Below are 24,818 nucleotides of genomic sequence, written 5' to 3' on the forward strand. Positions count from 1 at the left end.
AACGCCACGCGGTAAACACACAGCAAGGAAATTTGCTTTTTTTATACCTATTTGATGGCTTGCTGATTGTTCAAAAAACAGACATCTCATCACCAGTTTTTTGCGGTAAATGTTATCCACTGACGGCCTAAACTTATCAGGCACGACCTGTTGTTTCTCAGAGGATATCACCATGAAGAAATGCCTCACATTCCTTGCCGCTACCGTACTGACCGGCATGACATTTGCGTCCTTTGCTGCACAGCCCTACACCAGCCCTCAAACCGGCCAGCTACAAGCTTCCGGCACTGTTTTCGCTACCGGAGCCTCTAACCTGAGCGATCTCGAAGACAAGCTGGCAGAGAAAGCGAAAGAGCAAGGCGCAAAAGGCTTTGTCGTCAATTCTGCGGGCGGTAAAAACCAGATGTACGGCAGCGCAACTATCTATAAGTAGTCCCTCACCTTAGCCCAACTGCATTCACCCCGAATGCAGTTTGCTACCTGCTGTTCACGTCGTTCACCGCTCAAATTGTAATCATCGTGTAGCAATTTTGAATCCAATGTAAATAAATGTATTTATTTTTGAATTAATGAATGCTAAAACGTCGCACTGATTGGTAATGCTTATCAAAATCATTATCAATTACACGTTCACTCCCGCGAGGCCTGCAGGGTATAACATCCACAGAGATGTCCCTTCGCGCGAGTGAAACCGTCTACTCAAAAAATAATAAGTCACTCACTAACATGGATAAAAATCGCAATTTGCCTGCCAGTAGTTTTCATTCACTGACTTTTTTTGCCGGTCTGTGTATTGGCCTGTCTCCGGTAGCTCAGGCTGTCGCCGCGGGCGATCAAGATAAAAAACAAGAAGATACGCTGGTTGTTGAAGCGGCCAAACCTTCTCTATACGCCCCAACGCAGTCTGCCGACCCTAAGTTCTCCCGCCCGGTAGCGGATACAACCCGCACCATGACAGTGATTTCTGAGCAGGTGATTAAGGATCAAGGTGCAACCAATCTGACCGATGCGCTGAAAAACGTACCGGGTGTTGGCGCGTTTTTCGCCGGTGAGAACGGTAACTCCACCACCGGTGACGCGGTGTACATGCGTGGTGCGGATACCTCGAACAGTATTTATATCGACGGTATCCGAGATATTGGCAGCGTTACGCGCGACACTTTCAATACCGAACAGGTTGAAGTGATCAAAGGCCCCTCCGGCACCGACTATGGCCGTAGCGCGCCAACGGGCTCCATCAATATGATCAGCAAACAGCCGCGCACCGACTCAGGGATCGATGCCTCGGCCAGCGTCGGTAGCGCCTGGTTCCGCCGTGGTACGCTGGACATTAACCAGGTCATCGGCGAGACCACCGCTGCACGGTTAAACCTGATGGGTGAAAAAACGCATGATGCCGGTCGCGATAACGTTAAGAATGAACGTTATGGTGTGGCCCCCTCGCTCGCCTTTGGCTTAGGCACTGAGAACCGACTGTATCTGAACTATCTGCATGTCACCCAGCACAACACCCCGGATGGCGGTGTCCCCACCATCGGTCTGCCGGGATATTCCGCGCCTTCCGCGGGGACTGCTGCACTGAATCAGTCAGGAAAAGTGGATACACATAACTTCTACGGTACCAACTCGGATTACGACGATTCGACGACCGATACCGCAACGATGCGTTTTGAACATGATCTGAACGACAGCACCACTATTCGCAACACCACCCGCTGGTCACGCATTAAGCAGGATTATCTGATGACGGCGGTGATGGGCGGCGCGACTAACATCACCCAACCCACCAGCAGCGTCGACACCTGGACCTGGTCACGCCTGGCTAATACCAAAGATGTCAGCAATAAGATCCTAACCAACCAGACCAACATGACCTCAAAATTTTACACGGGCTCCATCGGTCACGACATCAGCACCGGCGTGGAGCTAACGCGTGAAACGCAAACCAACTATGGTGTAAACCCGATCACCCCGCCGCCGGTAAATATCTATCATCCCGACAGCAATGTGAATATCGGCGGATTATCTCGTAACGGCGCTAATGCTAACGGGCAAACCGATACCTTCGGTGTATACGCCTTTGATACGCTACAGATTACCCGTGAGTTTGAACTAAACGGTGGTATTCGCCTCGACAATTACCGCACGGAATATGACAGCGCCACCGCTTGCGGCGCTTCTGGTCGCGGCGCGGTCGCGTGTCCGACAGGCGTGGCGAAAGGTTCTCCGGTCACCACCGTGGATACTGCCAAATCAGGCAATCTGGTAAACTGGAAAGCGGGCGCGCTGTATCACCTGACCGATAACGGTAACGTTTACATTAACTACGCCGTTTCTCAGCAACCGCCGGGCGGCAGCAACTTTGCCCTCGCTCAGGGCGGAAGCGGTAACAGTGCGAACCGTACCGATTTCAAACCGCAGAAAGCGAAAACCAGCGAGATCGGCACCAAATGGGAGGTGCTGGATAAGCGCCTGCTGTTAACTGCCGCGATTTTCCGTACGGATATTGAGAACGAAGTTGAGCAGAACGACGACGGCACATATTCCCAGTACGGGGAGAAGCGCGTTGAAGGTTACGAACTCTCGGTAGCAGGGAACATCACTCCCGCATGGCAGGTTATTGGGGGTTACACCCAGCAGCGCGCGACGATCCACAGCGGCAAAAACGTTGCTCAGGATGGTTCTTCATCTCTGCCGTATACGCCAGAACATGCGTTCACGCTGTGGAACCAGTACCAGGCTACCGATAATATTTCCGTTGGCGCGGGCGCTCGCTACGTGGGCAGTATGCATCGCGGTTCCGACGGGGCCGTGGGTACGCCATCCTACACCGAAGGTTACTGGGTCGCCGACGCGAAACTGGGTTATCGCGTGAATCGCAATCTCGATTTCCAGTTGAACGTCTATAACCTGTTCGACACCGATTATGTATCCTCCATTAACAAGAGCGGATACCGTTACCATCCGGGTGAGCCAAGAACCTTCCTGCTCACGGCAAATATGCATTTCTGATCTTTTACGTGGGGCGTAAGCCCCACTTTCAGGAGAAACACTGATGATGTATCACATTCCCGGCATTCTGTCGGCGCAGGATGTCGCCTGGTTTCGCGAACAACTGGACGCTGCCGACTGGGTTGATGGCCGCGCAACCACCGGCGCTCAGGGCGCGCAGGTTAAAAACAACCAGCAGGTGAATACGCAAAGTGAGCGTTACGGCGTTTTACAACAGGCGGTACAAAACGCGGTGAACAACAGCGCGTTATTCTTCGCCGCTGCATTACCGAAAACGCTCTCCACACCGCTGTTCAATCGCTACCAGGACAACGAGACCTACGGTTTTCACGTTGACGGCGCGGTGCGTAGTCATCCGGAAAACGGCTGGATGCGCACAGACCTTTCCGCCACCTTATTCCTGAGTAATCCTGACGATTATGAGGGAGGAGAGCTGCTGGTCAATGACACCTACGGCCAGCATGCGGTAAAACTTCCGGCAGGCGATCTGGTACTTTACCCTTCCAGCAGCCTGCACTGCGTTACGCCGGTGACCCGTGGGGTTCGGGTGGCATCCTTTATGTGGATCCAGTCGATGATCCGGGACGATAAAAATCGCGCCATGCTTTTTGAACTGGATAAAAACATCCAGTCCCTGAAGACACGTCATGGGGAGAGTAGCGAGATCCTGTCGCTTCTCAATCTCTACCATAACCTGCTGCGCGAATGGTCTGAAATCTGATACCGCTGACGCGTGGTCGTTTTTCAGCCATCACATTCGCTATACTTATTCTGTAGACATCAGCAGGAGGTAGGTATGGCATCCGGATGGGCAAATGACGACGCTGTTAACGAACAGATCAACAATACTATTGAAGATGCTGTTGCCCGCGCCCGCGGTGAGTTACCGACGGGGGAAAGTCTGTATGAATGCGAAGAATGTGGTAATCCAATCCCTCAGGCCAGACGGGAGGCCGTGCCCGGCGTACGCTTGTGCATCACATGCCAGCAGGATAAAGATTCACATAGCGCTGCATTTTCAGGATATAATCGCAGAGGTTCGAAAGACAGCCAGCTACGTTGACTTATCTTTACCGAAAGTTTCAGCGCATACGATTTCCTTTACGAGCACGCTTTTTTGCACTCTGTGTAGCAAATTGTGCCGTTGTCGGTTTCTCTGTAAAGCGCAATGACAAGAACTGTAAATCCCTCTTTCGAATTTATTAATATTCAATAAGTTATTTGTCATTCAATTTTTTTGATTAATGTCGTCAATTCTATTCGATTTTATCTCGCATAAAAAAACGTGATACTTCTCACATCGACGAAACAACGTCTTCTTAAAGAACACTGACTAACAGAACAAACCTGCGAGAAATTAATCATGAAAAATATCAAATTTGCTGTTGCCGCCATCGCTCTGTCTACCCTGTCATTTGGCGTTTTCGCTGCCGAGCCAGTTTCCTCTACTCAGGCGCAAAACATGAACAAAATTGGTGTGGTATCTGCTGACGGCGCCACCACGCTGGACGGCCTGGAAGCAAAACTGGCTGAAAAAGCGACTGCTGCTGGCGCAACGGGTTACAGCATCACTTCCGCTATCGGCAAAGACAAAATGAGCGGCACCGCGGTTATCTATAAATAACCGAAAGATTACCTGTACGACCCAATGCTCCAACCCTCATTGACCCTGTTTGTTACCCTTTGTTTGCCCGTCCACCACTGGACGGGCTTTTTTTTGCTTAGTGTTCCAGTCGTTGACGGAATTCCTGCAACACGGCGTCTGGCATCCCTATTTGCAACGCCGCCTCGCAAATCGCCTGCCAGCTTCCGGCATCCAGCGGAATACCTTGCTCCAGCCGTTCTTCACGAGTATTCACCTCCCACTCCCCTGGCAACAGGATCGGGGCATCTTCAGCATGGGGGGACGCTTTCACCCACTTAGCAAATGCCGCGACCTGGTTGTCGCAGTCCGGCGCGCCAAACAGTTCCGGATTCATAATGATGGTCGTCATACAGTTAATGATGGCGTCCGCGCTGGTCTGCAGACTCTCTTCATGTGTGGTTTTACCACCAGAAAGCGCTCCCCCCATAATTTCGCACATTGCCGCCAGCGCATAACCCTTGTGTTGGGCGAAGGTCAGCAACGACCCCAGCGGAGAGACCTGCATTACGGCAGGATCGGTTGTGGGTACCCCATTAGCATCAATCAGGCATCCCGGAGCCACCGGCTCACCCTTGTGCCATGCCACGCGGGTTTTGCCAAACGCGATGGCGCTGGTTGCATAGTCCAGCAACAACGGGAACGTATTTTTACGTGGGAACACCACACAGAAGGGGTTGGTGCCAAATCGACTATCGCGGCCATGAAACGGTGCGACCATCGGGATCCCTACCACATTCACAAAGTGCACCGAAACAAAACCCGCCGCCGCACATTGCTCCGCCCAGTAGCCAATGCGTCCAATATGGTGCGAATTATGTAATGCCACGGCAGCGATACCGTACTGGCGCGCTTTTTCGATCCCAAGCGTAATTGCCTCGTGGGCCGCCACCTGACCAAATGCGCAGTCGCCGTCAAGCGTAATCACAGCTCCCGCATCGTTGACCACTTTGGCATGGCGGTTGATCTGCAGGTGTCCCTGCGAAAATGAGCGAATATAGCTTGGGATCATGCCGATACCGTGGGAGTCGTGGCCGGCGAGGTTAGAGGCTATCAGATGATCGGCCACCAGCCGCGCCTCCAGCTCGTTGCTTCCCATCTGGTGAAAAACGGCCTGGATAAAGGCGTGCAGCGTTGGCACATGGAAGCGATGTCCACTGTTCATTGTTATCTCCTGTTGTGTCGCGTATTGATTGTGTTTCTTATTTTTCAACAAACTATGCTGCGCCACAGCGCTCAGGAGATCAATAAACGTGCAGAAATTTCACGTTGCCGGAAAGCGTGAACCGACGGGACTGGCAAAGGACCGTCGGGAGAAAGAAAAATCAGAAGCTTTGCTCGACGCGGCCAAGTCCTTCAGCCAGCGTCGCGGATTCACCGGTTGCTACCAGGCAGCAGGCCATCTGGATCTTCAGCGATGCCGGAACCGGCTCACTGCCCGCCAGACAACGCTCAATCCAGCGCGCGGTAGTTTCCGGGTCTTTAGCCACCGGCAGCGGGACCGGCTCATCGGGCATCTCGCTCTGCCGGTCCTGTAGCACTCGCACGCCGGACGAATCTATCAGGCTTATCTGCGGGCAGCGCTGCGGGTTGGCGTACACTTCACCCTCGGTACCGTGCATCAACAGGGCACGCCCACCGATATCGCCGAAAAATTTAGCCACGCGCGATACGTATTCCGGGTGGGAAACGCTGGAAAGACGCAGCGCGGCATCTTCGGCAAACGGCGTGGCTAATTTAGCCAGCGTATGCGCACTGTTACGCACGCCCATTCGCCAGCGCATCGCCAGCTGTTTTTCCAGCGGAGGACACAGCGCACTCACCGGGATAAACACCGGCTCATGACCATCCAGCTTTGCCTGCGCCTGCCCGGCATGCAGCGTCGGCGCAATCCCCATCAGTTCGAAAATGGTTTCAGTCAGCACGCGGGTTGGATCCTCGCTGACACCGTGCACCACCACCGGGAAGCCCAGTTTATGCAGTAAAATCGCCAGCAGCGGAGTCAAATTTGCCTGCTTGCGCGCGCCATTGTAGCTGGGAATGACAATCGGCATGGGTTTGGCCACTGGCGGAGTCAGGCGAATGGTGTGGTTCTGCATCGCTTCGTAAAAGCCCAGCATCTCCGCTTCGCCTTCGCCTTTAATGCGCAGCGCAATCAGTACACCGCCCATCTCAAGATCGGGCACCTCGCCGTTCATCATATGGGTATACAGTCCGCGAGCAGTATCCTTATCCAGGTCACGCGCGTGATTTTTTCCTCGCCCAATCTCTTTGATGATTTTGCGGTAATCCATCGATAACTCCTTGCCTATTGCTCGCATCGTTAACGCCGACGGCGACGCGTGGGTTTCGTTTTTTCTTTTGGTTTTACTATAACGTCTGGCACAGCAGGTTGCTCTATCGGAAATATGGGTAATGCGTTCAGTAAACGCTTGCCATAGCTTTTGGTCAATAAACGCTTGTCATAAATAACCACTTCTCCCCAGCAGCCGTGGCTACGAATGAGTCGCCCAACCTGCTGGATCAAATTGAATGACGCCGCAGGCAAGCTCTGCACCTCAAAGGGGTAGCGGTTCAGGCTTTTCAGCCACTCGCCCTCGGTGATCACCACCGGGCTGTCGATAGGCGGAAAAGCAATTTTGTGAATATGCACCTGGGTCAGCAAGTCGCCTTTCAAATCCAGACCTTCGGCAAAGGATTGCAGCCCAATCAGTACGCTACGCTCGCCGTTGGTCACCCGCTTGCGGTGCAGCTCCACCAGTCGATAGCGCGGCTGGTCGCCCTGTACCAGCAATAGCAGACGCAGATCGGTAACGTGCTCAAGAAAACGCTGCATTGCCCGACCGCTGGCAAAGAGTACCAGCATGCCCTGATGCTTTTTACTTTCCAGCTGTTCGCGGAAATAGGCGGCCATTTCCGCGATATGCTGCTCTTCGTTATCAATTGACGGTTCGTAGCGCATCTGCGGAATGACGATTTTGCCTTGCTCAACGTGATTAAACGGTGAATCCAGCGCGATAAACCGGTCCCCAGCTTTTTCTTTCAGCCCGCTCATCTCCTGCAAACGCGAGAAGCTGTTGAGCGAACGCAGCGTGGCGGAGGTCACGATAATATGCGGTACGCTGCGCCACAGCAGTCGTTCAAGCTGATCGCTCACACGGATCCCCACACAGTGGAACCAGACGTGGATCTGCCCGTCACGCACTTCGCGCGTCGCCCATTTACTCACCGGCGCGCCTGACGACTGCGCGAGCGAAGCCAGCCGCCACAGTTTGCTTTGCGCCTCAAACATGCCCAACGCCCGATTCATCTGTAAAATAACCCGATGCAGACGCACAATATCGTGGGTGCCGGTTTTTTCGCTGAGATCGTTGAGGAACAGTTCCGCCAGACCGCGCAGCATTTCTGTTAGCTTCGCCAGACGCTGACAAATCTCCATCACTTCCGCAGGCAGCTCGCCCATCGCGAAGCGGTGTTCCGCCTCCTGGGTCGCAGGCATGTACAGATTAAGAATGTTATTGAGCGATGAAATCAGCTCATACAGTTCCTCACAGTGACCGTTCAGACGCTCGGCATTCGCCAGCGGCGGCGTGGTTTTTGGACGAAACTGTTCCAGGCAGGTGGCTACTAATTTGCAAAACAGATCCAACTGCAGCCGATACCAGGGGGCGCTGATTTCTGCGCTCATCTCCAGCGCATCACGCGCGACGTCCGGCAAATGGTGACCTTCATCAAGAACCAGCAGCAGGTTCTTCGGCTCCGGCAAAACAGCTTCGCTTTCCATGGCCGCCATCACCAGCGCGTGGTTAGCCACCACCACTTCGGCTTCCTGAATCTCACGGCGGGCGACAAAAAAGGGGCATTCACGATAGTAGTGACAGTTACGATTCAAACAGCTGGCTTTATCAGTGCTCAGGCGCTGCCAGAGTCCGTCGTCGATAGCGATATCCGTGTGATCGCGCAGCCCGTCCCACTTGTAGCTGTCGAGATCGCCTTTTAGCCTGGCGCAGCGCTTTTGTTCTTCCTGGTTGTTGGGCGTCAGGTCATCGTCGAGAAAGGCCAACAGATCCTGCTGATTGGGTTCGCTACTGGCCAGCGCCGCTAAATTACGCGGGCAGACATAACGCCCGCGACCAAACGCGGCGGTAAAACGCAGATCGGGGATAATTTTGCGCAGCAGCGGTAAATCTTTGCTGTAGATCTGATCCTGTAAAGCAACGTTGGCGGTACTGACCACCAGCGTTTTTTGTTCTTCACGCGCTATGGCAATACCGGGAATCAGGTACGACAGCGTTTTCCCCACCCCGGTCGGCGCTTCAATTGCCAGATGCCGCCCTTCTTCCCCGGTGAGCGTTTTCGCGACGTCAGCAATCATCTGCCGCTGGGGCGCACGGGGAATAAAGTCGGGGATCTGTTCCTGAAGCGCCTTATACCAGGCGGCAATTTGCGCTTTTAGCGCGGCCGTTAGTGCCATGAGAAAACCTGAAATACTGTATAAACAGCCACTATTGTGGCACTTTCTGATACGTGTCGCAAAAAGAAAAGCCCGACCTTTCGGCCGGGCTCGCAATTACTGCGCTGAAGACGGTTTGCGCGGACGGCGCGGTGGACGAGGCTTATCGCCCGCCGGTTTGCCTTCGCCGCTACGCGGTTTCGCTTTTGGCGCACCGCCATCCTGACGACGCGGCTGCTGACCACGCCCAGCTCCCCCCTGACCGCGACCACCGCCGCCACGCTGCTGGCGACCATTCTGGATCGGCTCGGCTTTGATGGACGGGTCTGGCTCGTAGCCTGGCATCGCAATTCGCGGGATCTCTTTTTTCAGCAGCTTCTCGATGTCACGCAGCAGCTTGTGTTCATCGACGCACACCAGAGACAACGCTTCGCCGGTAGCGGCCGCACGACCGGTACGACCAATACGGTGCACGTAATCTTCCGGGACATTTGGCAGCTCGTAGTTCACCACGTGCGGCAGCTCTTCAATATCCAGACCGCGCGCGGCAATATCGGTCGCCACCAGCACACGAATATCACCGGATTTAAAATCAGCCAGCGCACGCGTACGCGCCCCCTGAGATTTATTACCGTGGATCGCCGCGCTGCGAATGCCGTCTTTATTCAGCTGTTCCGCCAGATGGTTCGCACCATGTTTGGTACGGGTAAACACCAGCACCTGCTGCCAGTTGCCCTGACCGATCATCTGCGACAACAGTTCACGTTTACGCTTTTTATCAACAAAATGAACGTGCTGAGTCACCTGCTCTGACGCGGTATTACGGCGCGCCACTTCGATTTCCAGCGGATTGTGCAGCAGCTTTTCGGCCAGCGACTTAATATCATCAGAGAATGTTGCTGAGAACAGCAGGTTCTGGCGTTTTGTCGGCAGTTTCGCCAGAACGCGACGGATATCATGAATAAAGCCCATATCCAGCATGCGGTCAGCTTCATCCAGTACCAGAATCTCAACCTGATCCAGTTTCACCGCATTCTGGTGTTCCAGATCGAGCAAACGACCAGGCGTGGCGATCAGCACATCCACACCGCCGCGCAGCTTCATCATCTGCGGGTTAATGCTCACGCCGCCGAAGACCACCAGCGAGCGAATATTCAGATACTTACTGTAATCACGTACGTTTTCGCCAATCTGGGCCGCCAGTTCGCGGGTTGGCGTAAGGATCAGCGCACGCACCGGACGACGGCTTTTGCCATGCGGCTGATGGGTAATCAGGTGCTGCAACAGCGGCAGGGTAAAACCTGCCGTTTTCCCCGTACCGGTCTGGGCGCTGGCCATCAGATCGCGGCCCTCCAGCACGGCAGGGATCGCCTGCTGCTGAATAGGGGTAGGTTCACGGTAACCCTGCTCGGCAACGGCACGTAAAATATCAGGGTTTAAACCAAGGGAATCAAAAGACATAACAACTCCGAACCACCCTGACCGTTACCGGTGTCGTTTTCAGGGAGATACATATAATAAAGATGACAAAAACCACAATGTCATGAAGGGGCGGAGTGTAGCAGTTTTTGTGATGTGCCGCATAAATTATCCCTGCGCTGAAAAATAACGGTCCGGACTGGACAAGGTTACACATCAGTCATAATCTTAATCAATCGATTGATTAAGATCTGAGTCGTGCTATGAATACACCCACCATGACAACCAAAGGTGAACAGGCGAAAAATCAGCTCATTGCCGCCGCGCTGGCGCAGTTTGGCGAGTATGGTCTGCACGCCACTACTCGCGATATCGCCGCGCAGGCCGGGCAAAATATTGCTGCTATCACCTACTATTTTGGCTCAAAAGAGGATTTATATCTCGCCTGCGCCCAGTGGATTGCGGATTTTATCGGCTCACAGTTTCGCCCGCACGCTGAAGAAGCCGAGCGTCTGTTTGCTCAGCCGGAACCGGATCGTGGCGCGATGCGCGAACTGATCCTCCGCGCCTGCAAAAATATGATCATGCTGTTAACCCAGGACGATACCGTTAACCTGAGCAAATTTATTTCGCGCGAACAGCTTTCCCCCACCGCGGCTTATCAACTGGTGCACGACCAGGTTATCAATCCGCTACATACTCACCTGACGCGCCTGATTGCTGCCTATACCGGCGGCGATGCCAACGATACCCAAATGATCCTGCACACCCACGCCCTACTCGGCGAGGTACTGGCCTTTCGTCTGGGGAAAGAAACCATTCTGTTGCGTACGGGCTGGTCACAATTTGATGAGGATAAAACCGCGCTGATTGACCAAACGATCACCTGTCACATCGATCTTATTCTGCAAGGTTTAACGCAAAGGAGTCTGGAGTCATGAAAAAACCTGTCGTTCTCGGGCTGGTCATCGCGGCCCTCGTTGCCGTGATTGCCGGTGGAACGTGGTGGTATCAAAGTCGGCAAGATAACGGTCTGACGTTGTACGGCAATGTCGATATCCGTAGCGTCAACCTGAGTTTTCGCGTCGGCGGCAGGCTGGCCTCGCTGGCGGTTGACGAAGGCGATGCCATTACCGCCGGTCAGGTGCTGGGCGAACTGGACCGTGCACCGTATGAAAACGCATTAATGCAGGCAAAAGCGAATGTTGCCGCCGCGCAGGCGCAATACGATCTGATGCTGGCAGGGTATCGTGAAGAAGAGATCGCGCAAACCGCAGCGGCAGTCAAACAGGCGCAGGCAGCCTATGATTACGCGCAAAACTTTTACAATCGGCAGGTGGGATTGTGGAAAAGCCGCACTATCTCCGCCAACGATCTGGAAAACGCCCGTTCATCACGCGATCAGGCGCTGGCCTCTCTGAAGTCCGCACAGGATAAACTCAGCCAATACCGCAGCGGTAATCGTGTGCAGGACATCGAGCAGGCGAAAGCCACGCTCGAACAAGCTCAGGCCGAGCTGGCCCAGGCAGAGCTTAATTTGCATGACACCACGCTGACCTCGCCGTCTGACGGCACGTTACTCACCCGTGCGGTCGAACCCGGCAGCATGTTGAACGAAGGGGGCACGGTACTGACGCTGTCACTCACGCGTCCGGTATGGGTTCGCGCCTACGTTGACGAACAAAATCTGAGCCAGGCGCAGCCAGGACGCGAAATCCTGCTTTACACCGATGGCCGTCCGGACAAACCGTATCACGGTAAAATCGGCTTCGTGTCGCCCACCGCGGAGTTTACCCCAAAAACAGTCGAGACCCCTGACCTGCGCACCGACCTGGTTTATCGCCTGCGTATTGTGGTGACCGACGCGGACGATGCGCTGCGCCAGGGAATGCCGGTAACGATAAAGTTCAGCGATGAGGCACGGCATGAATGACGCCGTCATTACGCTGAATGGACTGACGAAAAACTTTGCCGGAATGGATAAACCGGCCGTCGCCCCGCTCGACTGTACCGTTCATGCGGGCTACGTGACCGGGCTGGTCGGGCCGGATGGCGCTGGCAAAACCACGCTGATGCGAATGCTGGCAGGGCTGTTGAAACCCGACGCCGGTAGCGCAACGGTAATTGGTTTTGATCCCATCAAAGACGACAGCGCGCTGCATGCGGTACTGGGTTACATGCCGCAGAAATTTGGTCTGTATGAAGATTTGACCGTCATGGAGAACCTCAATCTCTATGCAGATTTACGTAGCGTTACCGGTGAAGCGCGAGAAAAAACCTTTGCCCGGTTACTGGAATTTACCTCGCTGGGGCCGTTTACCGGACGCCTGGCCGGCAAGCTTTCCGGCGGCATGAAACAGAAGCTCGGACTTGCCTGTACGCTGGTCGGTGAACCCAGCGTGTTACTGCTGGATGAGCCTGGCGTAGGCGTCGACCCTATTTCCCGTCGCGAACTGTGGCAAATGGTTCATGAGCTGGCCGGGGACGGCATGCTGATCCTCTGGAGCACTTCGTATCTGGATGAAGCTGAACAATGCCGTGATGTGCTGCTGATGAACGAAGGTGAATTGCTGTATCAGGGCGATCCCACTCAGCTTACGCAAACCATGTCGGGTCGCAGCTTCCTGATGAGCAGTTCGCAGGAAAATAACCGCCGACTGCTGCAACGCACGTTAAAACTGCCGCAGGTTAGCGACGGGATGATTCAGGGGAAATCCGTCCGCTTAATCCTGAAAAAAGAAGCGACGGCCCAGCAGATTCAAAACGCTGACGGCATGCCGGAGATAACCATCAACGAAACCGCCCCCCGCTTCGAGGATGCCTTTATCGATTTACTCGGCGGGGCCGGAACATCGGAGTCCCCGCTGGGCGCTATCCTGCATACCGTGGAAGGCACGCCAGGTGAAACGGTGATCGAAGCCAAAGCGCTGACCAAAAAATTTGGCGATTTTGCCGCTACCGACCACGTAGACTTTGCCGTGCAGCGCGGCGAGATTTTTGGTTTGTTAGGACCCAACGGCGCGGGCAAATCCACTACCTTTAAAATGATGTGCGGCCTGCTGGTCCCCACTTCGGGTAAAGCGCTGGTGCTGGACATGGACCTGAAGGTCAGCTCCGGTAAAGCGCGCCAGCATCTGGGTTATATGGCACAGAAATTCTCCCTGTATGGCAACCTGACGGTTGAACAGAATCTGCGCTTTTTCTCCGGCGTCTACGGCCTGCGCGGTCGGGCGCAGAAGGAGAAAATCGAGCGGATGAGCGAGGCATTCGGCCTGAAGAGTATCGCCTCCCACGCCACCGACGAACTGCCGCTGGGCTTTAAACAGCGCCTGGCGCTGGCCTGTTCGCTGATGCATGAACCCGACATTCTGTTCCTCGATGAACCCACTTCCGGGGTCGATCCCCTCACCCGTCGGGAGTTCTGGTTACATATCAACAGTATGGTGGAAAAAGGCGTCACGGTGATGGTGACCACCCACTTTATGGATGAGGCAGAATACTGCGATCGCATCGGGCTGGTGTATCGCGGCAAACTGATTGCCAGCGGTACACCGGACGACCTGAAAGCTCAGGCTGCTGACAGTGAGACGCCAGACCCGACCATGGAACAGGCGTTTATCACGCTAATCAATGACTGGGATAAGGAGCATACGCATGAGTAACTCCGTTCTCTCCTGGCGTCGCGTACGCGCGCTGTGCGTGAAAGAGACGCGCCAGATCGTCCGCGATCCCAGCAGTTGGCTGATTGCGGTGGTGATCCCGCTGCTGCTGCTGTTTATCTTCGGCTACGGGATCAACCTCGACTCCAGCAAGCTGCGGGTAGGGATTCTGCTCGAACAGCAAAGCGAAGAGGCGCTGGATTTTACCCATACCATGACCGGTTCACCGTATATTGACGCCACCATCAGCGATAACCGTCAGGAATTGATTGAGAAAATGCAGGCCGGACGCATTCGCGGGCTGGTGGTGATCCCGGTGGATTTCGCCCAGCAGATGGCGCGCCCCAACGACGTGGCGCCGATCCAGGTGATCACCGACGGCAGTGAACCGAATACCGCTAACTTTGTGCAGGGTTATGTCGAAGGCATCTGGCAGATTTGGCAACAACAGCGGGCGGAAGATCGCGGAGAATCATTTGAACCTTTGATCGACGTGCAGACACGCTACTGGTTTAACCCGGCGGCCATCAGCCAACATTTTATTATTCCCGGGGCGGTAACCATCATCATGACGGTTATTGGCGCTATCCTCACCTCATTAGTGGTGGCGCGCGAATGGGAGCGCGGAACCATGGAAGCGCTGTTGTCTACCGAAGTCACCCGCGTCGAACTGCTGCTGTGTAAACTGATCCCCTATTACTTTCTGGGCATGCTGGCGATGCTGCTGTGTATGCTGGTGTCGGTGTTTATTCTCGGCGTGCCTTATCGCGGTTCGTTGCTGATCCTGTTTTTCATTACCAGCCTGTTTCTGCTCAGCACGCTCGGCATGGGGTTGCTTATCTCCACCATCACCCGCAATCAGTTTAACGCTGCGCAGGTCGCGCTAAACGCCGCCTTCCTGCCCTCGATTATGCTGTCGGGTTTTATCTTCCAGATAGACAGCATGCCGGCGATTATCCGGGCAGTAACCTATATTATTCCGGCTCGTTATTTCGTCAGCACCCTACAAAGCCTGTTTCTGGCGGGAAATATTCCGGTGGTACTGATTATCAACGTGCTGTTTTTAATCGCTTCGGCGGTGATGTTTATTGGCCTGACGTGGCTTAAAACCAAACGTCGGCTGGATTAAGGGGACGGGCATGTTTCATCGCTTATGGACATTAATTCGTAAAGAGCTGCAATCGCTGTTACGTGAACCGCAGACGCGAGCCATTCTGATTTTACCGGTGCTGATTCAGGTTATTCTGTTCCCGTTCGCGGCCACGCTGGAAGTCACCAACGCCACTATCGCTATCTATAACGAAGACAACGGTAAACATTCGGTGGAACTAACCCAGCGCTTCGCTCGCGCCAGCGCCTTTACGCACGTTCTGCTGCTGAAAAGCCCGCAGGAGATCCAGCCCACCATCGACACGCAAAAAGCCCTGTTGCTGGTGCGCTTCCCGGCCAACTTTTCGCGTAATCTGGATACCTTTCAGCAGGCTCCCATGCAGATTATTCTCGACGGGCGTAACTCTAACAGTGCGCAAATTGCCGCGAATTACCTGCAACAAATCGTTAAGGAGTATCAGCAGGAGCTGATGGACGGCAAGCCGAAACCGAACAACAGCGAGCTGGTGGTGCGTAACTGGTATAACCCGAATCTGGATTACAAATGGTTTGTGGTTCCGTCGCTGATCGCCATGATCACCACAATCGGCGTCATGATCGTCACCTCGCTCTCGGTTGCCCGCGAGCGCGAGCAAGGCACGCTGGATCAGCTGCTGGTCTCCCCACTTACCACCTGGCAGATATTCATCGGTAAAGCGGTGCCCGCGTTAATTGTGGCAACGTTTCAGGCCACCATTGTGCTGGCGATCGGCATCTGGGCTTATCACATTCCGTTTGCCGGTTCACTGGGGCTGTTCTATTTCACGATGGTGATTTACGGGCTGTCGCTGGTCGGCTTTGGTCTGCTGATTTCATCACTGTGCGCCACCCAGCAGCAGGCGTTTATCGGCGTGTTTGTGTTTATGATGCCGGCGATTTTACTTTCAGGCTACGTCTCGCCGGTCGAAAATATGCCGGTCTGGCTACAGAATCTGACGTGGATAAACCCAATCCGCCATTTTACGGACATTACGAAACAGATTTACCTGAAAGATGCGAGTCTGAAGATTGTCTGGGGAAGCTTGTGGCCGCTGTTGGTGATAGCGGCCACGACCGGATCAGCGGCGTATGCGATGTTTAGACGCAAGGTGATGTAGCTTTTTGTCTTTCGCCAACAGCGAGACCACGGCGGGTCCGGCAAGGATCACCAGCCCCGCCAGGGCCAGCAAGACGTTGTTTTGCAGCACGCGCGACAGCAACCACAGTACGATCATCGCGGCACCGAAATACCACGTGGTAGTCAGTTCTTCCAGCACATCAGCTACGTCGCGCCAGCGCTGCTCATGGTGACGTTGCAAGGCCAGCATTAATAAAACCGTTACGCCGTAAACGACGCATAATCCCAGGCCGACGCGCACCAGCGTACCGCTCATCCAGCCCATTACCAGCAACGCCACTACCAGTAAATGCAACACAATCTGCCAGCAACTTAGACCCGTTGCGACACGAACACGTTGTTGCCACCTCATGGCTTTTCTCCTGAAGGATTTTCAACTAATTATTCAGAGTACCGGACTTTACGGAAAATTCCGCAACACCGCATCTTTTTGTGACGACGACTACACTATTTTATTTAGGAAGTGACGCCAACGGGAGGCTCATGAGCGGATCGGGAGTTCAATTTTCATTCAATGTGCTCACCATTAATACTCACAAAGGGTTCACCGCCTTCAACCGGCGTTTTATTTTGCCTGAGCTACGGGAGGCTGTCAGAACGGTCGGTGCAGACATTGTGTGCCTGCAGGAAGTTATGGGCGCGCACGATGCTCACTCGCTGCAGATTGAGAACTGGCCGGATACCACCCACTACGAATTTCTGGCGGACACCATGTGGAGCGACTTCGCCTACGGGCGTAACGCTGTGTACCCGCAAGGGCATCACGGTAACGCGGTGCTGTCGCGTTATCCCATTGAACATTATGAAAATCGCGATGTGTCCGTCGGCGCGAGTGAAAAGCGCGGGGTCCTCTACTGCCGCATCGTGCCGCCAATGCTCTCGCACCCAATCCATGTCATGTGCGTGCATCTCGGTTTGCGTGAAGCACACCGTCAGGCCCAGCTCGCTATGCTGGCTGACTGGGTCAATGCCCTGCCCGACGCGGAGCCTGTGGTGATCGCCGGAGATTTTAACGACTGGCGGCAAACGGCCAATCACCCGTTGAAAGCCAGGGCCGGCCTTGACGAGATTTTTACCCGCGCCCACGGTCGCCCGGCGCGGACGTTTCCGGTGCAGTTTCCCCTGCTGCGTCTGGACAGGATCTATGTGAAAAACGCGAATGCCAGTACCCCAACGACGCTGGCGCTGCGTCACTGGCGACATTTGTCCGATCATGCCCCCCTGAGTGCGGAGATTCATTTATGAAAAATGGCTGGCGTGAAGGCAATCAAATTCAACTGCTGGAAAACGGCGATCAATACTATCCCGCCGTCTTTGACGCCATTGAACAGGCACAGCAAAAAATTATCCTTGAGACTTTTATCTGGTTTGAAGATGCGGTCGGAAAACAGCTGCATGCCGCCTTACTCGGAGCCGCCCAGCGCGGAATCAAAGCAGAGGTGCTGCTGGACGGTTACGGTTCGCCGGATCTTAGCGACAGTTTTGTCGAAGAGTTGACCGTAGCTGGCGTTGTTTTCCGCTACTACGATCCGCGCCCGCGTCTGTTCGGTATGCGTACCAATCTCTTTCGCCGTATGCATCGCAAAATTGTGGTCATTGATGACCGTGTTGCCTTTGTCGGCGGCATCAATTATTCCGCTGAACACATGTCTGATTACGGTCCCGAGGCCAAGCAGGATTACGCCGTTCGCGTGGAAGGTCCAGTCGTGGCCGACATCCTGAAATTCGTGCTGGATAACTTACCGGGACAGAGCGCCGTACGACGCTGGTGGCGACGTCATCACCGGGCAATTGAGAATCATCGGCCTGGCGAAGCGCAGGCGCTGTTTGTCTGGCGCGATAACGAAGAGCATCGCGATGATATTGAACGCCACTATTTGAAAATGCTGACCCAGGCCCGGCGGGAAGTGATCATTGCCAATGCCTATTTCTTTCCGGGTTATCGCCTGCTGCATGCCCTACGAAAAGCTGCGCGACGCGGTGTTCGGGTAAAACTCATCGTCCAGGGTGAACCGGATATGCCGATTGTGAAAGTGGGTGCCCGCCTGCTGTATAACTATCTGGTTAAAGGCGGCGTCCATGTCTATGAATACCGGCGTAAGCCCCTGCATGGTAAAGTCGCGCTGATGGACGATCATTGGGCGACGGTAGGTTCCAGCAATCTCGACCCGCTCAGTCTGTCGCTCAATCTGGAGGCGAATCTTATTATTCATGACCGCACGTTTAACCAGACCCTGCGTGACAACCTGAACCCCATTATTGCGCAGGACTGCAAGCGAGTTGATGAATCAATGCTGCCAAAACGCACCTGGTGGAACCTGACCAAAAGCGTGCTGGCCTTCCACTTTTTACGCCACTTCCCTGCGCTGGTCGGCTGGCTACCGGCGCATACCCCGCATCTGGCCGAGGTAGAACCACCCGCACAGCCAACTCTGGAAACCCAGGATCGTATTCCAACTGAGGATGCAGGAGGGGAAACCTGATGCCAAAAAACCACCGACGCTGGCGCTTAGCGAAAAAGATCCTCACATGGCTATTTTTTATTGCGGTCATCGTATTGCTGGTCATTTATGCCAGCAAGGTCAACTGGCAGGAAGTGTGGACGGTAATTCGCGATTACAATCGGATCGTCCTGCTCAGCGCCGTAGGGCTGGTGATCGTCAGTTATTTACTTTACGGCTGCTATGACCTGCTCGGGCGCTACTACTGCGGGCACAAGCTGGCAAAACGCCAGGTCATGCTGGTGTCGTTTATCTGTTACGCCTTCAACCTGACGTTAAGCACATGGGTGGGCGGTATTGGGATGCGTTATCGTCTCTACTCGCGTCTCGGGTTACCGGGGAGCACAATTACGCGAATTTTTTCACTGAGCATTACCACCAACTGGCTGGGCTATATTCTGCTGGGCGGTTTTATTTTCACCTTCGGCGTCGTTGAACTGCCCGCGCACTGGTATATCGATGAAGGTACGCTACGCCTCTTAGGCATTGCGCTGCTGCTGATGATTGTTGTTTATCTGTGGTTTTGCGCTTTCGCTAAACATCGCCACATCACCATCAAGGGCCAAAAACTGGTGCTGCCCTCCTGGAAATTTGCCCTCGCGCAAATGGCGATATCCGGTACTAACTGGATGGTAATGGGGGCGATTATCTGGCTGTTGCTGGGTCAGAATATCAACTATTTCTTCGTGCTGGGCGTACTACTGGTGAGCAGTATTGCCGGTGTTATCGTGCATATTCCGGCGGGGATTGGCGTGCTGGAGGCGGTCTTTATGGCGCTGCTGGCAGGAGAGAACACCTCTCAGGGGACAATCATTGCCGCCCTGCTCGCATATCGCGTGCTGTACTATTTTATTCCGCTGCTGCTGGCGCTGATGTGCTATTTGCTGCTGGAGAGTCGGGCGAAAAAGTTGCGGGTAAAAAACGAGAAGGCGATGGCGAAATGATTCACCGGATGGCGGCTTACGCCATCCGGCAACAGAGAGTTAACGACGATTGCCGAAGATACGCAGCAGCATCAGGAACAGGTTGATGAAGTCCAGATACAGCGTTAAGGCCCCAAGAATTGCGTATTTACGCAGATTGGAGCTGTCACGCAGGTCGATCTGCTCACCGATATTTTTCAGCTTCTGCGTGTCATAAGCGGTCAGGCCGACAAACACAATCACCCCAATATAGGTCACCGCCCACATCAGCGCTTCGCTCTTCAACCAGAAGTTAACCAGCGAGGCCAGCACAATACCGATCAGTGCCATAAACAGCATATTGCCGAAACCGCTGAGATCGCGTTTGGTGGTGTAGCCGTACAAACTCATGATCCCGAACATCCCGCCGGTGACCACGAAGGTGCTGGCGATAGACGAGTAGGTATAGACGATAAAAATGCTTGATAGCGTCAGCCCGGTTAATGCCGAATAGAGCATAAACAGCGTGGTCGCCATTCCCGCGCTAAGCCTTTGCACCATGCCGGACAGGACGAACACCAGCGCTAGCTGGGCGATGATCAGTCCAAAGAAGGTGATTTTGCTGGAGAAGACAAACATCATCACCGCGGGCGTATTTGCCGCATACCAGGCGATAAACGCTGTCAGCAACAGTCCGCAGGTCATCCAGCCGTACACCTGCGCCATATACGTTTGCAGGCCGGAACGGGCCTGTACAATAGAATCGGATCGTGGGAATCGGTCCATGACAATCTCCTGAATCAGTATGAGCCTACACCAATTGTACTCTACCAGCGTTTTGCTGCTAGCTTATCGCTGTCGCGGGCATCAACCCAGCGCTCACCTTCTGGCGTGGCCTCGCGCTTCCAGAACGGTGCGCGGGTTTTCAGATAATCCATAATGAACTGCCCGGCATCAAACGCGCTGCTGCGATGCGCACTGGTCACGCCAACAAAAACGATTTCGTCACCCGGCCACAGTTCGCCAATGCGATGAATGACCGTTACTCGTCCCAGCGGCCAGCGCGCACGCGCTTCGTCGACAATCTCCGCCAGCGCTTTTTCGGTCATTCCCGGATAGTGTTCCAGCGTTAACGCCTGCACGCTATCGCCGAGATTGTGATTGCGGACTTTACCGGTGAAAGTGACCACCGCGCCATCTTCATCGCGTTCGGCCAGCCAGGGATACTCATCCCCGACGCTGAACGGCGCATGACCAACAACAATTCGCGTTTCAGCCATCTTAGCCTCCGGTTACCGGTGGGAAGAAAGCCACTTCGTCACCCGCATTAAGGGGATGGTCAAAACTGACCAGCGTCTGGTTTACCGCTGCCAGCAGCTTGCCGTCTTCCAGCGCCAACGCCCAGCGATCGCTTTTTGCCGCAAGACTCCGGCGCAGCGCTTCTACCGTTGCAAACTCAGCGGCGACTTCTATCGCATCCGTGTTCACCAATTCCCGTACCTGAGCAAAGAAAAGAACCTTAATCATGCGCATCCACCTTAAAATCTCCCGATTTGCCGCCGCTTTTAGCCAGCAGACGCACCGGACCAATCACCATATCCTTTTGCACCGCTTTGCACATATCGTAGATGGTCAACGCCGCCACGGAGGCCGCCGTTAACGCTTCCATTTCGACGCCGGTTTTCCCGGTCAGGCGACACAGCGTTTCAATGCGTACGCGGTTGTGTTCCGGCTCGGCGTGCAGATTAACTTCAACCTTGCTCAACATCAGCGGATGGCACAGCGGGATAAGATCCCAGGTCCGTTTGGCGGCCTGAATACCGGCAATACGCGCCGTGGCGAAAACGTCGCCCTTATGGTGGCTGCCGTCGATAATCATCGCCAGCGTTTCGCTACGCATGGTCACGAATGCTTCTGCACGCGCCTCGCGTACGGTTTCCGCTTTGGCGGAGACATCCACCATATGCGCTTCGCCAGCGGCGTTAATATGAGTCAGTTGCGACATACTTATTTCTTCAAATGTGGGTGGAAATTACACGGACGCGTACGGGCATCGAGCTGCGGCGCAATGATATTTTCCCATGCGGTACGACACGCTTTAGTCGACCCCGGCATGGCGAAAATCAGCGTTTTGTTGGCCACTCCAGCAATCGCCCGGGATTGCAGCGTCGCGGTGCCAATCTCTTCAAACGACAGCATACGGAATACTTCACCAAACCCTTCGACTTCTCTGTCGAACAGCGGTTGCAGCGCTTCTGGCGCCTGGTCCCCTTCGGTTAAGCCCGTGCCGCCTGTAATGAGCACGACCTGCACATCCTCACTGGCAATCCATGCAGAAACCTGGGCGCGAATGGCGTAGCAGTTCTCTTTGACAATCGCCTTGTCGACAATCTGATGACCCGCCTCTTGCGCCGAGTCACGCAGATAATGGCCGGAGGTGTCATCTTCTTCGCCGCGACGGTTGGAAACAGTAAGAATAGCAATGCGTGTCGGGATAAATTCAGCGCTTACCTGACTCATGAAAAACTCCTTTTAGCGATCAGCCGCCAATGTAAGATAAGTTTTGCGTAATACCGGTATTGTTCTGATGCAGGAAATGAGTCTGCTTTTTCTCCAGCAGCGCGGCTGAAATGCGTTCTTCCAGCGCCGACTGCTGAGCGTCATCTTCCAGCAAATCACGCAGGCTTACGCCGCCTTCACCAAATAAACACAGATGCAGTTTGCCGACAGAGGAAACGCGCAGACGGTTACAGGTGGCGCAGAAGTCTTTCTCATAAGGCATGATCAGACCAATTTCACCAGCATAGTCAGGATGACAGAAAACCTGAGCCGGGCCGTCGCTGCGCTGTCGGATCTGGTGGATCCAGCCGCGACGCAGCAGCTCATCGCGCAGGACCTGGCCTGAGATATGGTGTTTACGGAAGAGAGAGCTGCCCTCGCCCGTTTCCATCAGTTCAATAAAGCGTAGTTGGATAGGACGGGGCTGAACCCACGCCAGGAAGGTGTCCAGTTGATGATGGTTTACGTCGCGCATCAGCACGGTATTGACTTTCACTTTTTCAAAACCCGCATCAAAGGCGGCGTCAATGCCTGCCATCACCTGCTGAAATTTGTCCTGCCCGGTAATGGCGTGAAACTGACGGGCATCGAGGCTGTCGACGCTGACGTTAAGTGCGGTCAGTCCGGCATCGCGCCAGGCAGCGGCATCACGCGCCAGACGATAACCATTAGTGGTCACCGCAATCTGACGGATGGCGTGGTTTTCGCGCACGGCGGCGATAATGTCGGTAAAGTCGCGACGCAATGAAGGTTCGCCCCCTGTCAGACGCACTTTTTCCGTTCCCAGACTGGCGAACGCGCGCGTGACGCGGCGAATTTCATCAACGGTCAAAAAGCCGTTATTGGTGACACCGCCGGGCTTATAGCCATCCGGCAGGCAGTAGGTGCAACGAAAGTTACACACATCGGTAATCGACAAACGTAAGTAGTAAAACTTACGTGCGAAAGCATCGGTAAGTTGAGAGCCCATGTACACCTTTCCAAATACGGGAGACGTAGTCATTTCTTCCTACGCCCTGGTGACAAACTTATTCAAGTATTGTCACGGCCAAAGCACCGTATCATTTGACCCAGGTGCAGAGGCTAGAGTGTTTATTCTCGTCATACTTCAAATTGCAGAAGCGTGGGCTTTGTTCGTTCCCCCCCAGTCACGTACTTATGTCCGCTTACGGAGGATTTTCTCCCTCACTGCCATCCTGCAACTCAAATTATTCAGAGTACATTGTGGTTATGCCGATACTAGCGTGTAAATGACGCTTTTGCCATGTACACTTTCGCTGTATAAATACATACATAACGACATGATCGTGCAATTTCGCTACAGAATAAGCAAAAACCACAGTTTTGCATTGATATACATCATCTTGCCAGCAGGTGAATCTCGTCAGAAAGGAGTAGATCGCAGAAAAAAATTACGCCAGATTCCGCCTGGATAATTGCTGAAAACACACTATTTACGTTACTGTAGCGCCGATCAATTGATATCAGGAAAATATATGCGCACTCGCACGCTGGCAGATCTGGACCGCGTTGTCGCTCTCGGCGGAGGGCATGGATTGGGACGCGTTCTCTCCTCTCTTTCCCCTTTAGGTTCACGCCTGACAGGGATCGTCACCACGACCGATAACGGCGGGTCGACAGGTCGTATTCGTCGCTCTGAAGGAGGGATTGCCTGGGGAGACATGCGTAACTGTCTGAACCAGTTAATTACTCAACCCAGCGTTGCATCCGCCATGTTTGAGTATCGTTTTGGCGGTAATGGTGAGCTTTCCGGGCATAACCTCGGAAATCTGATGTTAAAGGCGCTCGATCACCTCAGCGTGCGGCCTCTGGAAGCCATCAATTTAATTCGTAGTCTGCTGAAAGTTGACGCGCATTTAATTCCGATGTCGGAGCTGCCGGTGGATCTGATGGCTATCGACGATCAGGGACATGAAGTCTATGGCGAAGTGAATATCGATCAGCTCACCATCCCGCCTCAGGAACTGATGCTGTCGCCAAAAGTCCCCACCACGCGGGAGGCAGTTGAAGCTATTGCCGAAGCGGATTTGATTTTGATAGGACCCGGCAGTTTTTACACCAGCCTGATGCCGCTCCTGCTGCTCGACGAATTGGCGCAGGCATTACGTCGCACACCTGCCCCGATGGTCTACATCGGCAATCTGGGTCGTGAATTAAGCCTGCCAGCAGCCAGCCTGACGCTTAACGATAAGCTGGCAATCATTGAACAGTACGTTGGCAGGAAAGTGATTGATGCGGTGGTTGTGGGCCCGAAAGTGGATGTATCCACCGTTACCGACCGCGTTGTTATTCAGGAAGTGCTGGAAGCCAGCGACATTCCCTACCGCCATGACCGCCAGCTATTGCATTACGCGCTGGAGAAAGCGGTACAGGCGCTGGGGTAA

Annotated in this window: 25 protein-coding genes and 1 riboswitch; of the genes, 14 read left to right on the forward strand and 11 right to left on the reverse strand. The window is 54.1% G+C overall.

Annotation, left to right across the window (positions count from 1 at the left end):
- The first annotated feature begins 172 nt into the window (after window positions 1-172).
- The 5 genes from mcbA (at window position 173) to ybiJ (ending at window position 4,636) form a co-directional block, all read left to right on the forward strand.
- On the forward strand, window positions 173-433 hold the full coding sequence (gene mcbA, locus HV229_RS16840; RefSeq protein ID WP_016152367.1) for a DUF1471 family periplasmic protein McbA: 261 nt from the start codon (window positions 173-175) through the stop codon (window positions 431-433).
- A 293-nt stretch (window positions 434-726) separates the two neighbouring features.
- Entirely contained in the window at window positions 727-3,012 is a 2,286-nt protein-coding gene (locus HV229_RS16845; protein ID WP_181545964.1) for a catecholate siderophore receptor Fiu, read from the forward strand.
- 43 nt (window positions 3,013-3,055) lie between these two features.
- On the forward strand, window positions 3,056-3,733 hold the full coding sequence (gene ybiX / locus HV229_RS16850; protein WP_016152365.1) for a PKHD-type hydroxylase YbiX: 678 nt from the start codon (window positions 3,056-3,058) through the stop codon (window positions 3,731-3,733).
- 75 nt (window positions 3,734-3,808) lie between these two features.
- Window positions 3,809-4,075, forward strand: a complete 267-nt coding sequence (locus tag HV229_RS16855) for a DksA/TraR family C4-type zinc finger protein (protein ID WP_003035233.1) — start codon at window positions 3,809-3,811, stop codon at window positions 4,073-4,075.
- A 300-nt stretch (window positions 4,076-4,375) separates the two neighbouring features.
- On the forward strand, window positions 4,376-4,636 hold the full coding sequence (gene ybiJ / locus HV229_RS16860; protein ID WP_016152363.1) for a DUF1471 family protein YbiJ: 261 nt from the start codon (window positions 4,376-4,378) through the stop codon (window positions 4,634-4,636).
- Between the two features lie 97 nt (window positions 4,637-4,733).
- On the opposite strand, the gene HV229_RS16865 is transcribed toward ybiJ, so the two are convergent.
- The 4 genes from HV229_RS16865 to rhlE all read right to left on the reverse strand — a co-directional run bounded on the left by HV229_RS16865 (window position 4,734) and on the right by rhlE (window position 10,568).
- Window positions 4,734-5,819: a malate/lactate/ureidoglycolate dehydrogenase gene (locus HV229_RS16865; protein WP_046274639.1), complete on the reverse strand. Its 1,086-nt coding sequence runs from the start codon at window positions 5,817-5,819 to the stop codon at window positions 4,734-4,736.
- A gap of 160 nt (window positions 5,820-5,979) precedes the next feature.
- Window positions 5,980-6,948: a DNA-binding protein YbiB gene (gene ybiB / locus HV229_RS16870; RefSeq protein ID WP_016156063.1), complete on the reverse strand. Its 969-nt coding sequence runs from the start codon at window positions 6,946-6,948 to the stop codon at window positions 5,980-5,982.
- Window positions 6,949-6,977: 29 nt separating this feature from the next.
- A complete protein-coding gene (dinG, locus tag HV229_RS16875) occupies window positions 6,978-9,128 on the reverse strand; it encodes an ATP-dependent DNA helicase DinG (RefSeq protein ID WP_181545965.1) in 2,151 nt (716 codons plus the stop codon).
- A gap of 96 nt (window positions 9,129-9,224) precedes the next feature.
- A complete protein-coding gene (gene rhlE / locus HV229_RS16880; RefSeq protein ID WP_181545967.1) occupies window positions 9,225-10,568 on the reverse strand; it encodes an ATP-dependent RNA helicase RhlE in 1,344 nt (447 codons plus the stop codon).
- Window positions 10,569-10,789: 221 nt separating this feature from the next.
- On the opposite strand from rhlE, the gene cecR reads away from it, so the two are divergent.
- From cecR to HV229_RS16905, 5 genes are read left to right on the forward strand one after another with little or no spacing between them, the layout of a single operon-like run.
- Window positions 10,790-11,467: a transcriptional regulator CecR gene (cecR, locus tag HV229_RS16885; protein ID WP_016152358.1), complete on the forward strand. Its 678-nt coding sequence runs from the start codon at window positions 10,790-10,792 to the stop codon at window positions 11,465-11,467.
- Entirely contained in the window at window positions 11,464-12,459 is a 996-nt protein-coding gene (gene hlyD, locus HV229_RS16890; RefSeq protein ID WP_047415256.1) for a secretion protein HlyD, read from the forward strand. Before cecR ends, hlyD begins: the two co-directional genes overlap by 4 nt.
- On the forward strand, window positions 12,452-14,188 hold the full coding sequence (locus HV229_RS16895) for an ATP-binding cassette domain-containing protein (RefSeq protein ID WP_016152356.1): 1,737 nt from the start codon (window positions 12,452-12,454) through the stop codon (window positions 14,186-14,188). The genes hlyD and HV229_RS16895 overlap by 8 nt, the downstream gene beginning before the upstream one ends.
- A complete protein-coding gene (locus tag HV229_RS16900; protein ID WP_016156059.1) occupies window positions 14,181-15,314 on the forward strand; it encodes an ABC transporter permease in 1,134 nt (377 codons plus the stop codon). The genes HV229_RS16895 and HV229_RS16900 overlap by 8 nt, the downstream gene beginning before the upstream one ends.
- Window positions 15,315-15,324: 10 nt before the next feature.
- On the forward strand, window positions 15,325-16,431 hold the full coding sequence (locus HV229_RS16905; protein WP_003831543.1) for an ABC transporter permease: 1,107 nt from the start codon (window positions 15,325-15,327) through the stop codon (window positions 16,429-16,431).
- On the opposite strand, the gene HV229_RS16910 is transcribed toward HV229_RS16905, so the two are convergent.
- The gene (locus tag HV229_RS16910) at window positions 16,393-16,803 is read right to left on the reverse strand and encodes a YbhQ family protein (protein WP_016152353.1); all 411 of its coding nucleotides are present in this window, start codon (window positions 16,801-16,803) and stop codon (window positions 16,393-16,395) included. The genes HV229_RS16905 and HV229_RS16910 overlap by 39 nt on opposite strands.
- A gap of 131 nt (window positions 16,804-16,934) precedes the next feature.
- Between HV229_RS16910 and HV229_RS16915 the strand changes: the two genes are divergently transcribed.
- Genes HV229_RS16915 through HV229_RS16925 form a run of 3 tightly spaced genes read left to right on the forward strand, consistent with a single transcriptional unit; the run spans window position 16,935 to window position 19,896 of the window.
- On the forward strand, window positions 16,935-17,696 hold the full coding sequence (locus tag HV229_RS16915; protein WP_016156057.1) for an endonuclease/exonuclease/phosphatase family protein: 762 nt from the start codon (window positions 16,935-16,937) through the stop codon (window positions 17,694-17,696).
- Window positions 17,693-18,934 carry a cardiolipin synthase ClsB gene (gene clsB, locus HV229_RS16920; protein ID WP_016152351.1) on the forward strand — a complete coding sequence of 414 codons (1,242 nt, stop codon included), beginning with the start codon at window positions 17,693-17,695 and terminating at the stop codon, window positions 18,932-18,934. Before HV229_RS16915 ends, clsB begins: the two co-directional genes overlap by 4 nt.
- Entirely contained in the window at window positions 18,934-19,896 is a 963-nt protein-coding gene (locus HV229_RS16925; protein WP_181545969.1) for a YbhN family protein, read from the forward strand. Before clsB ends, HV229_RS16925 begins: the two co-directional genes overlap by 1 nt.
- Before the next feature lie 39 nt (window positions 19,897-19,935).
- Here HV229_RS16925 and HV229_RS16930 read toward each other — a convergent pair whose 3' ends face one another.
- The 6 genes from HV229_RS16930 to moaA all read right to left on the reverse strand — a co-directional run bounded on the left by HV229_RS16930 (window position 19,936) and on the right by moaA (window position 23,383).
- Window positions 19,936-20,640, reverse strand: coding sequence for a Bax inhibitor-1/YccA family protein (locus HV229_RS16930; protein WP_003831536.1), 705 nt, complete (start codon window positions 20,638-20,640; stop codon window positions 19,936-19,938).
- Window positions 20,641-20,681: 41 nt separating this feature from the next.
- The gene (gene moaE, locus HV229_RS16935; RefSeq protein ID WP_046274634.1) at window positions 20,682-21,134 is read right to left on the reverse strand and encodes a molybdopterin synthase catalytic subunit MoaE; all 453 of its coding nucleotides are present in this window, start codon (window positions 21,132-21,134) and stop codon (window positions 20,682-20,684) included.
- A gap of 1 nt (window position 21,135) precedes the next feature.
- Window positions 21,136-21,381: a molybdopterin synthase sulfur carrier subunit gene (gene moaD, locus HV229_RS16940; protein ID WP_016152348.1), complete on the reverse strand. Its 246-nt coding sequence runs from the start codon at window positions 21,379-21,381 to the stop codon at window positions 21,136-21,138.
- Window positions 21,374-21,859, reverse strand: coding sequence for a cyclic pyranopterin monophosphate synthase MoaC (moaC, locus tag HV229_RS16945; protein ID WP_003035188.1), 486 nt, complete (start codon window positions 21,857-21,859; stop codon window positions 21,374-21,376). Before moaC ends, moaD begins: the two co-directional genes overlap by 8 nt.
- Before the next feature lie 2 nt (window positions 21,860-21,861).
- Window positions 21,862-22,374, reverse strand: a complete 513-nt coding sequence (moaB, locus tag HV229_RS16950; RefSeq protein WP_181545971.1) for a molybdenum cofactor biosynthesis protein B — start codon at window positions 22,372-22,374, stop codon at window positions 21,862-21,864.
- Between the two features lie 19 nt (window positions 22,375-22,393).
- Complete coding sequence (gene moaA, locus HV229_RS16955) at window positions 22,394-23,383, reverse strand: GTP 3',8-cyclase MoaA (protein ID WP_016152346.1); 990 nt, start codon at window positions 23,381-23,383, stop codon at window positions 22,394-22,396.
- Window positions 23,371-23,516, reverse strand: a riboswitch (molybdenum cofactor riboswitch). Its footprint overlaps the gene before it by 13 nt.
- A 393-nt stretch (window positions 23,517-23,909) precedes the next feature.
- Here moaA and yvcK point away from each other — a divergent pair.
- Window positions 23,910-24,818, forward strand: coding sequence for a uridine diphosphate-N-acetylglucosamine-binding protein YvcK (gene yvcK, locus HV229_RS16960; protein WP_016152345.1), 909 nt, complete (start codon window positions 23,910-23,912; stop codon window positions 24,816-24,818).

The organism is Citrobacter sp. RHBSTW-00524 (genome assembly GCF_013747755.1).
In the GTDB taxonomy this organism is placed as follows: domain Bacteria; phylum Pseudomonadota; class Gammaproteobacteria; order Enterobacterales; family Enterobacteriaceae; genus Citrobacter; species Citrobacter braakii.

Coding starts and splice junctions, on each gene's coding strand:
- moaA (WP_016152346.1), bottom strand. CDS start 23,383: ATGGGCTCTCAACTTACCGATGCTTTCGCACGTAAGTTTTACTACTTA.
- ybiB (WP_016156063.1), bottom strand. CDS start 6,948: ATGGATTACCGCAAAATCATCAAAGAGATTGGGCGAGGAAAAAATCAC.
- HV229_RS16895 (WP_016152356.1), top strand. CDS start 12,452: ATGAATGACGCCGTCATTACGCTGAATGGACTGACGAAAAACTTTGCC.
- HV229_RS16865 (WP_046274639.1), bottom strand. CDS start 5,819: ATGAACAGTGGACATCGCTTCCATGTGCCAACGCTGCACGCCTTTATC.
- HV229_RS16915 (WP_016156057.1), top strand. CDS start 16,935: ATGAGCGGATCGGGAGTTCAATTTTCATTCAATGTGCTCACCATTAAT.
- HV229_RS16845 (WP_181545964.1), top strand. CDS start 727: ATGGATAAAAATCGCAATTTGCCTGCCAGTAGTTTTCATTCACTGACT.
- moaE (WP_046274634.1), bottom strand. CDS start 21,134: ATGGCTGAAACGCGAATTGTTGTTGGTCATGCGCCGTTCAGCGTCGGG.
- ybiJ (WP_016152363.1), top strand. CDS start 4,376: ATGAAAAATATCAAATTTGCTGTTGCCGCCATCGCTCTGTCTACCCTG.
- yvcK (WP_016152345.1), top strand. CDS start 23,910: ATGCGCACTCGCACGCTGGCAGATCTGGACCGCGTTGTCGCTCTCGGC.
- HV229_RS16855 (WP_003035233.1), top strand. CDS start 3,809: ATGGCATCCGGATGGGCAAATGACGACGCTGTTAACGAACAGATCAAC.
- rhlE (WP_181545967.1), bottom strand. CDS start 10,568: ATGTCTTTTGATTCCCTTGGTTTAAACCCTGATATTTTACGTGCCGTT.
- clsB (WP_016152351.1), top strand. CDS start 17,693: ATGAAAAATGGCTGGCGTGAAGGCAATCAAATTCAACTGCTGGAAAAC.
- moaD (WP_016152348.1), bottom strand. CDS start 21,381: ATGATTAAGGTTCTTTTCTTTGCTCAGGTACGGGAATTGGTGAACACG.
- HV229_RS16900 (WP_016156059.1), top strand. CDS start 14,181: ATGAGTAACTCCGTTCTCTCCTGGCGTCGCGTACGCGCGCTGTGCGTG.
- HV229_RS16925 (WP_181545969.1), top strand. CDS start 18,934: ATGCCAAAAAACCACCGACGCTGGCGCTTAGCGAAAAAGATCCTCACA.
- HV229_RS16910 (WP_016152353.1), bottom strand. CDS start 16,803: ATGAGGTGGCAACAACGTGTTCGTGTCGCAACGGGTCTAAGTTGCTGG.
- cecR (WP_016152358.1), top strand. CDS start 10,790: ATGAATACACCCACCATGACAACCAAAGGTGAACAGGCGAAAAATCAG.
- moaC (WP_003035188.1), bottom strand. CDS start 21,859: ATGTCGCAACTGACTCATATTAACGCCGCTGGCGAAGCGCATATGGTG.
- mcbA (WP_016152367.1), top strand. CDS start 173: ATGAAGAAATGCCTCACATTCCTTGCCGCTACCGTACTGACCGGCATG.
- HV229_RS16930 (WP_003831536.1), bottom strand. CDS start 20,640: ATGGACCGATTCCCACGATCCGATTCTATTGTACAGGCCCGTTCCGGC.
- HV229_RS16905 (WP_003831543.1), top strand. CDS start 15,325: ATGTTTCATCGCTTATGGACATTAATTCGTAAAGAGCTGCAATCGCTG.
- dinG (WP_181545965.1), bottom strand. CDS start 9,128: ATGGCACTAACGGCCGCGCTAAAAGCGCAAATTGCCGCCTGGTATAAG.
- ybiX (WP_016152365.1), top strand. CDS start 3,056: ATGATGTATCACATTCCCGGCATTCTGTCGGCGCAGGATGTCGCCTGG.
- hlyD (WP_047415256.1), top strand. CDS start 11,464: ATGAAAAAACCTGTCGTTCTCGGGCTGGTCATCGCGGCCCTCGTTGCC.
- moaB (WP_181545971.1), bottom strand. CDS start 22,374: ATGAGTCAGGTAAGCGCTGAATTTATCCCGACACGCATTGCTATTCTT.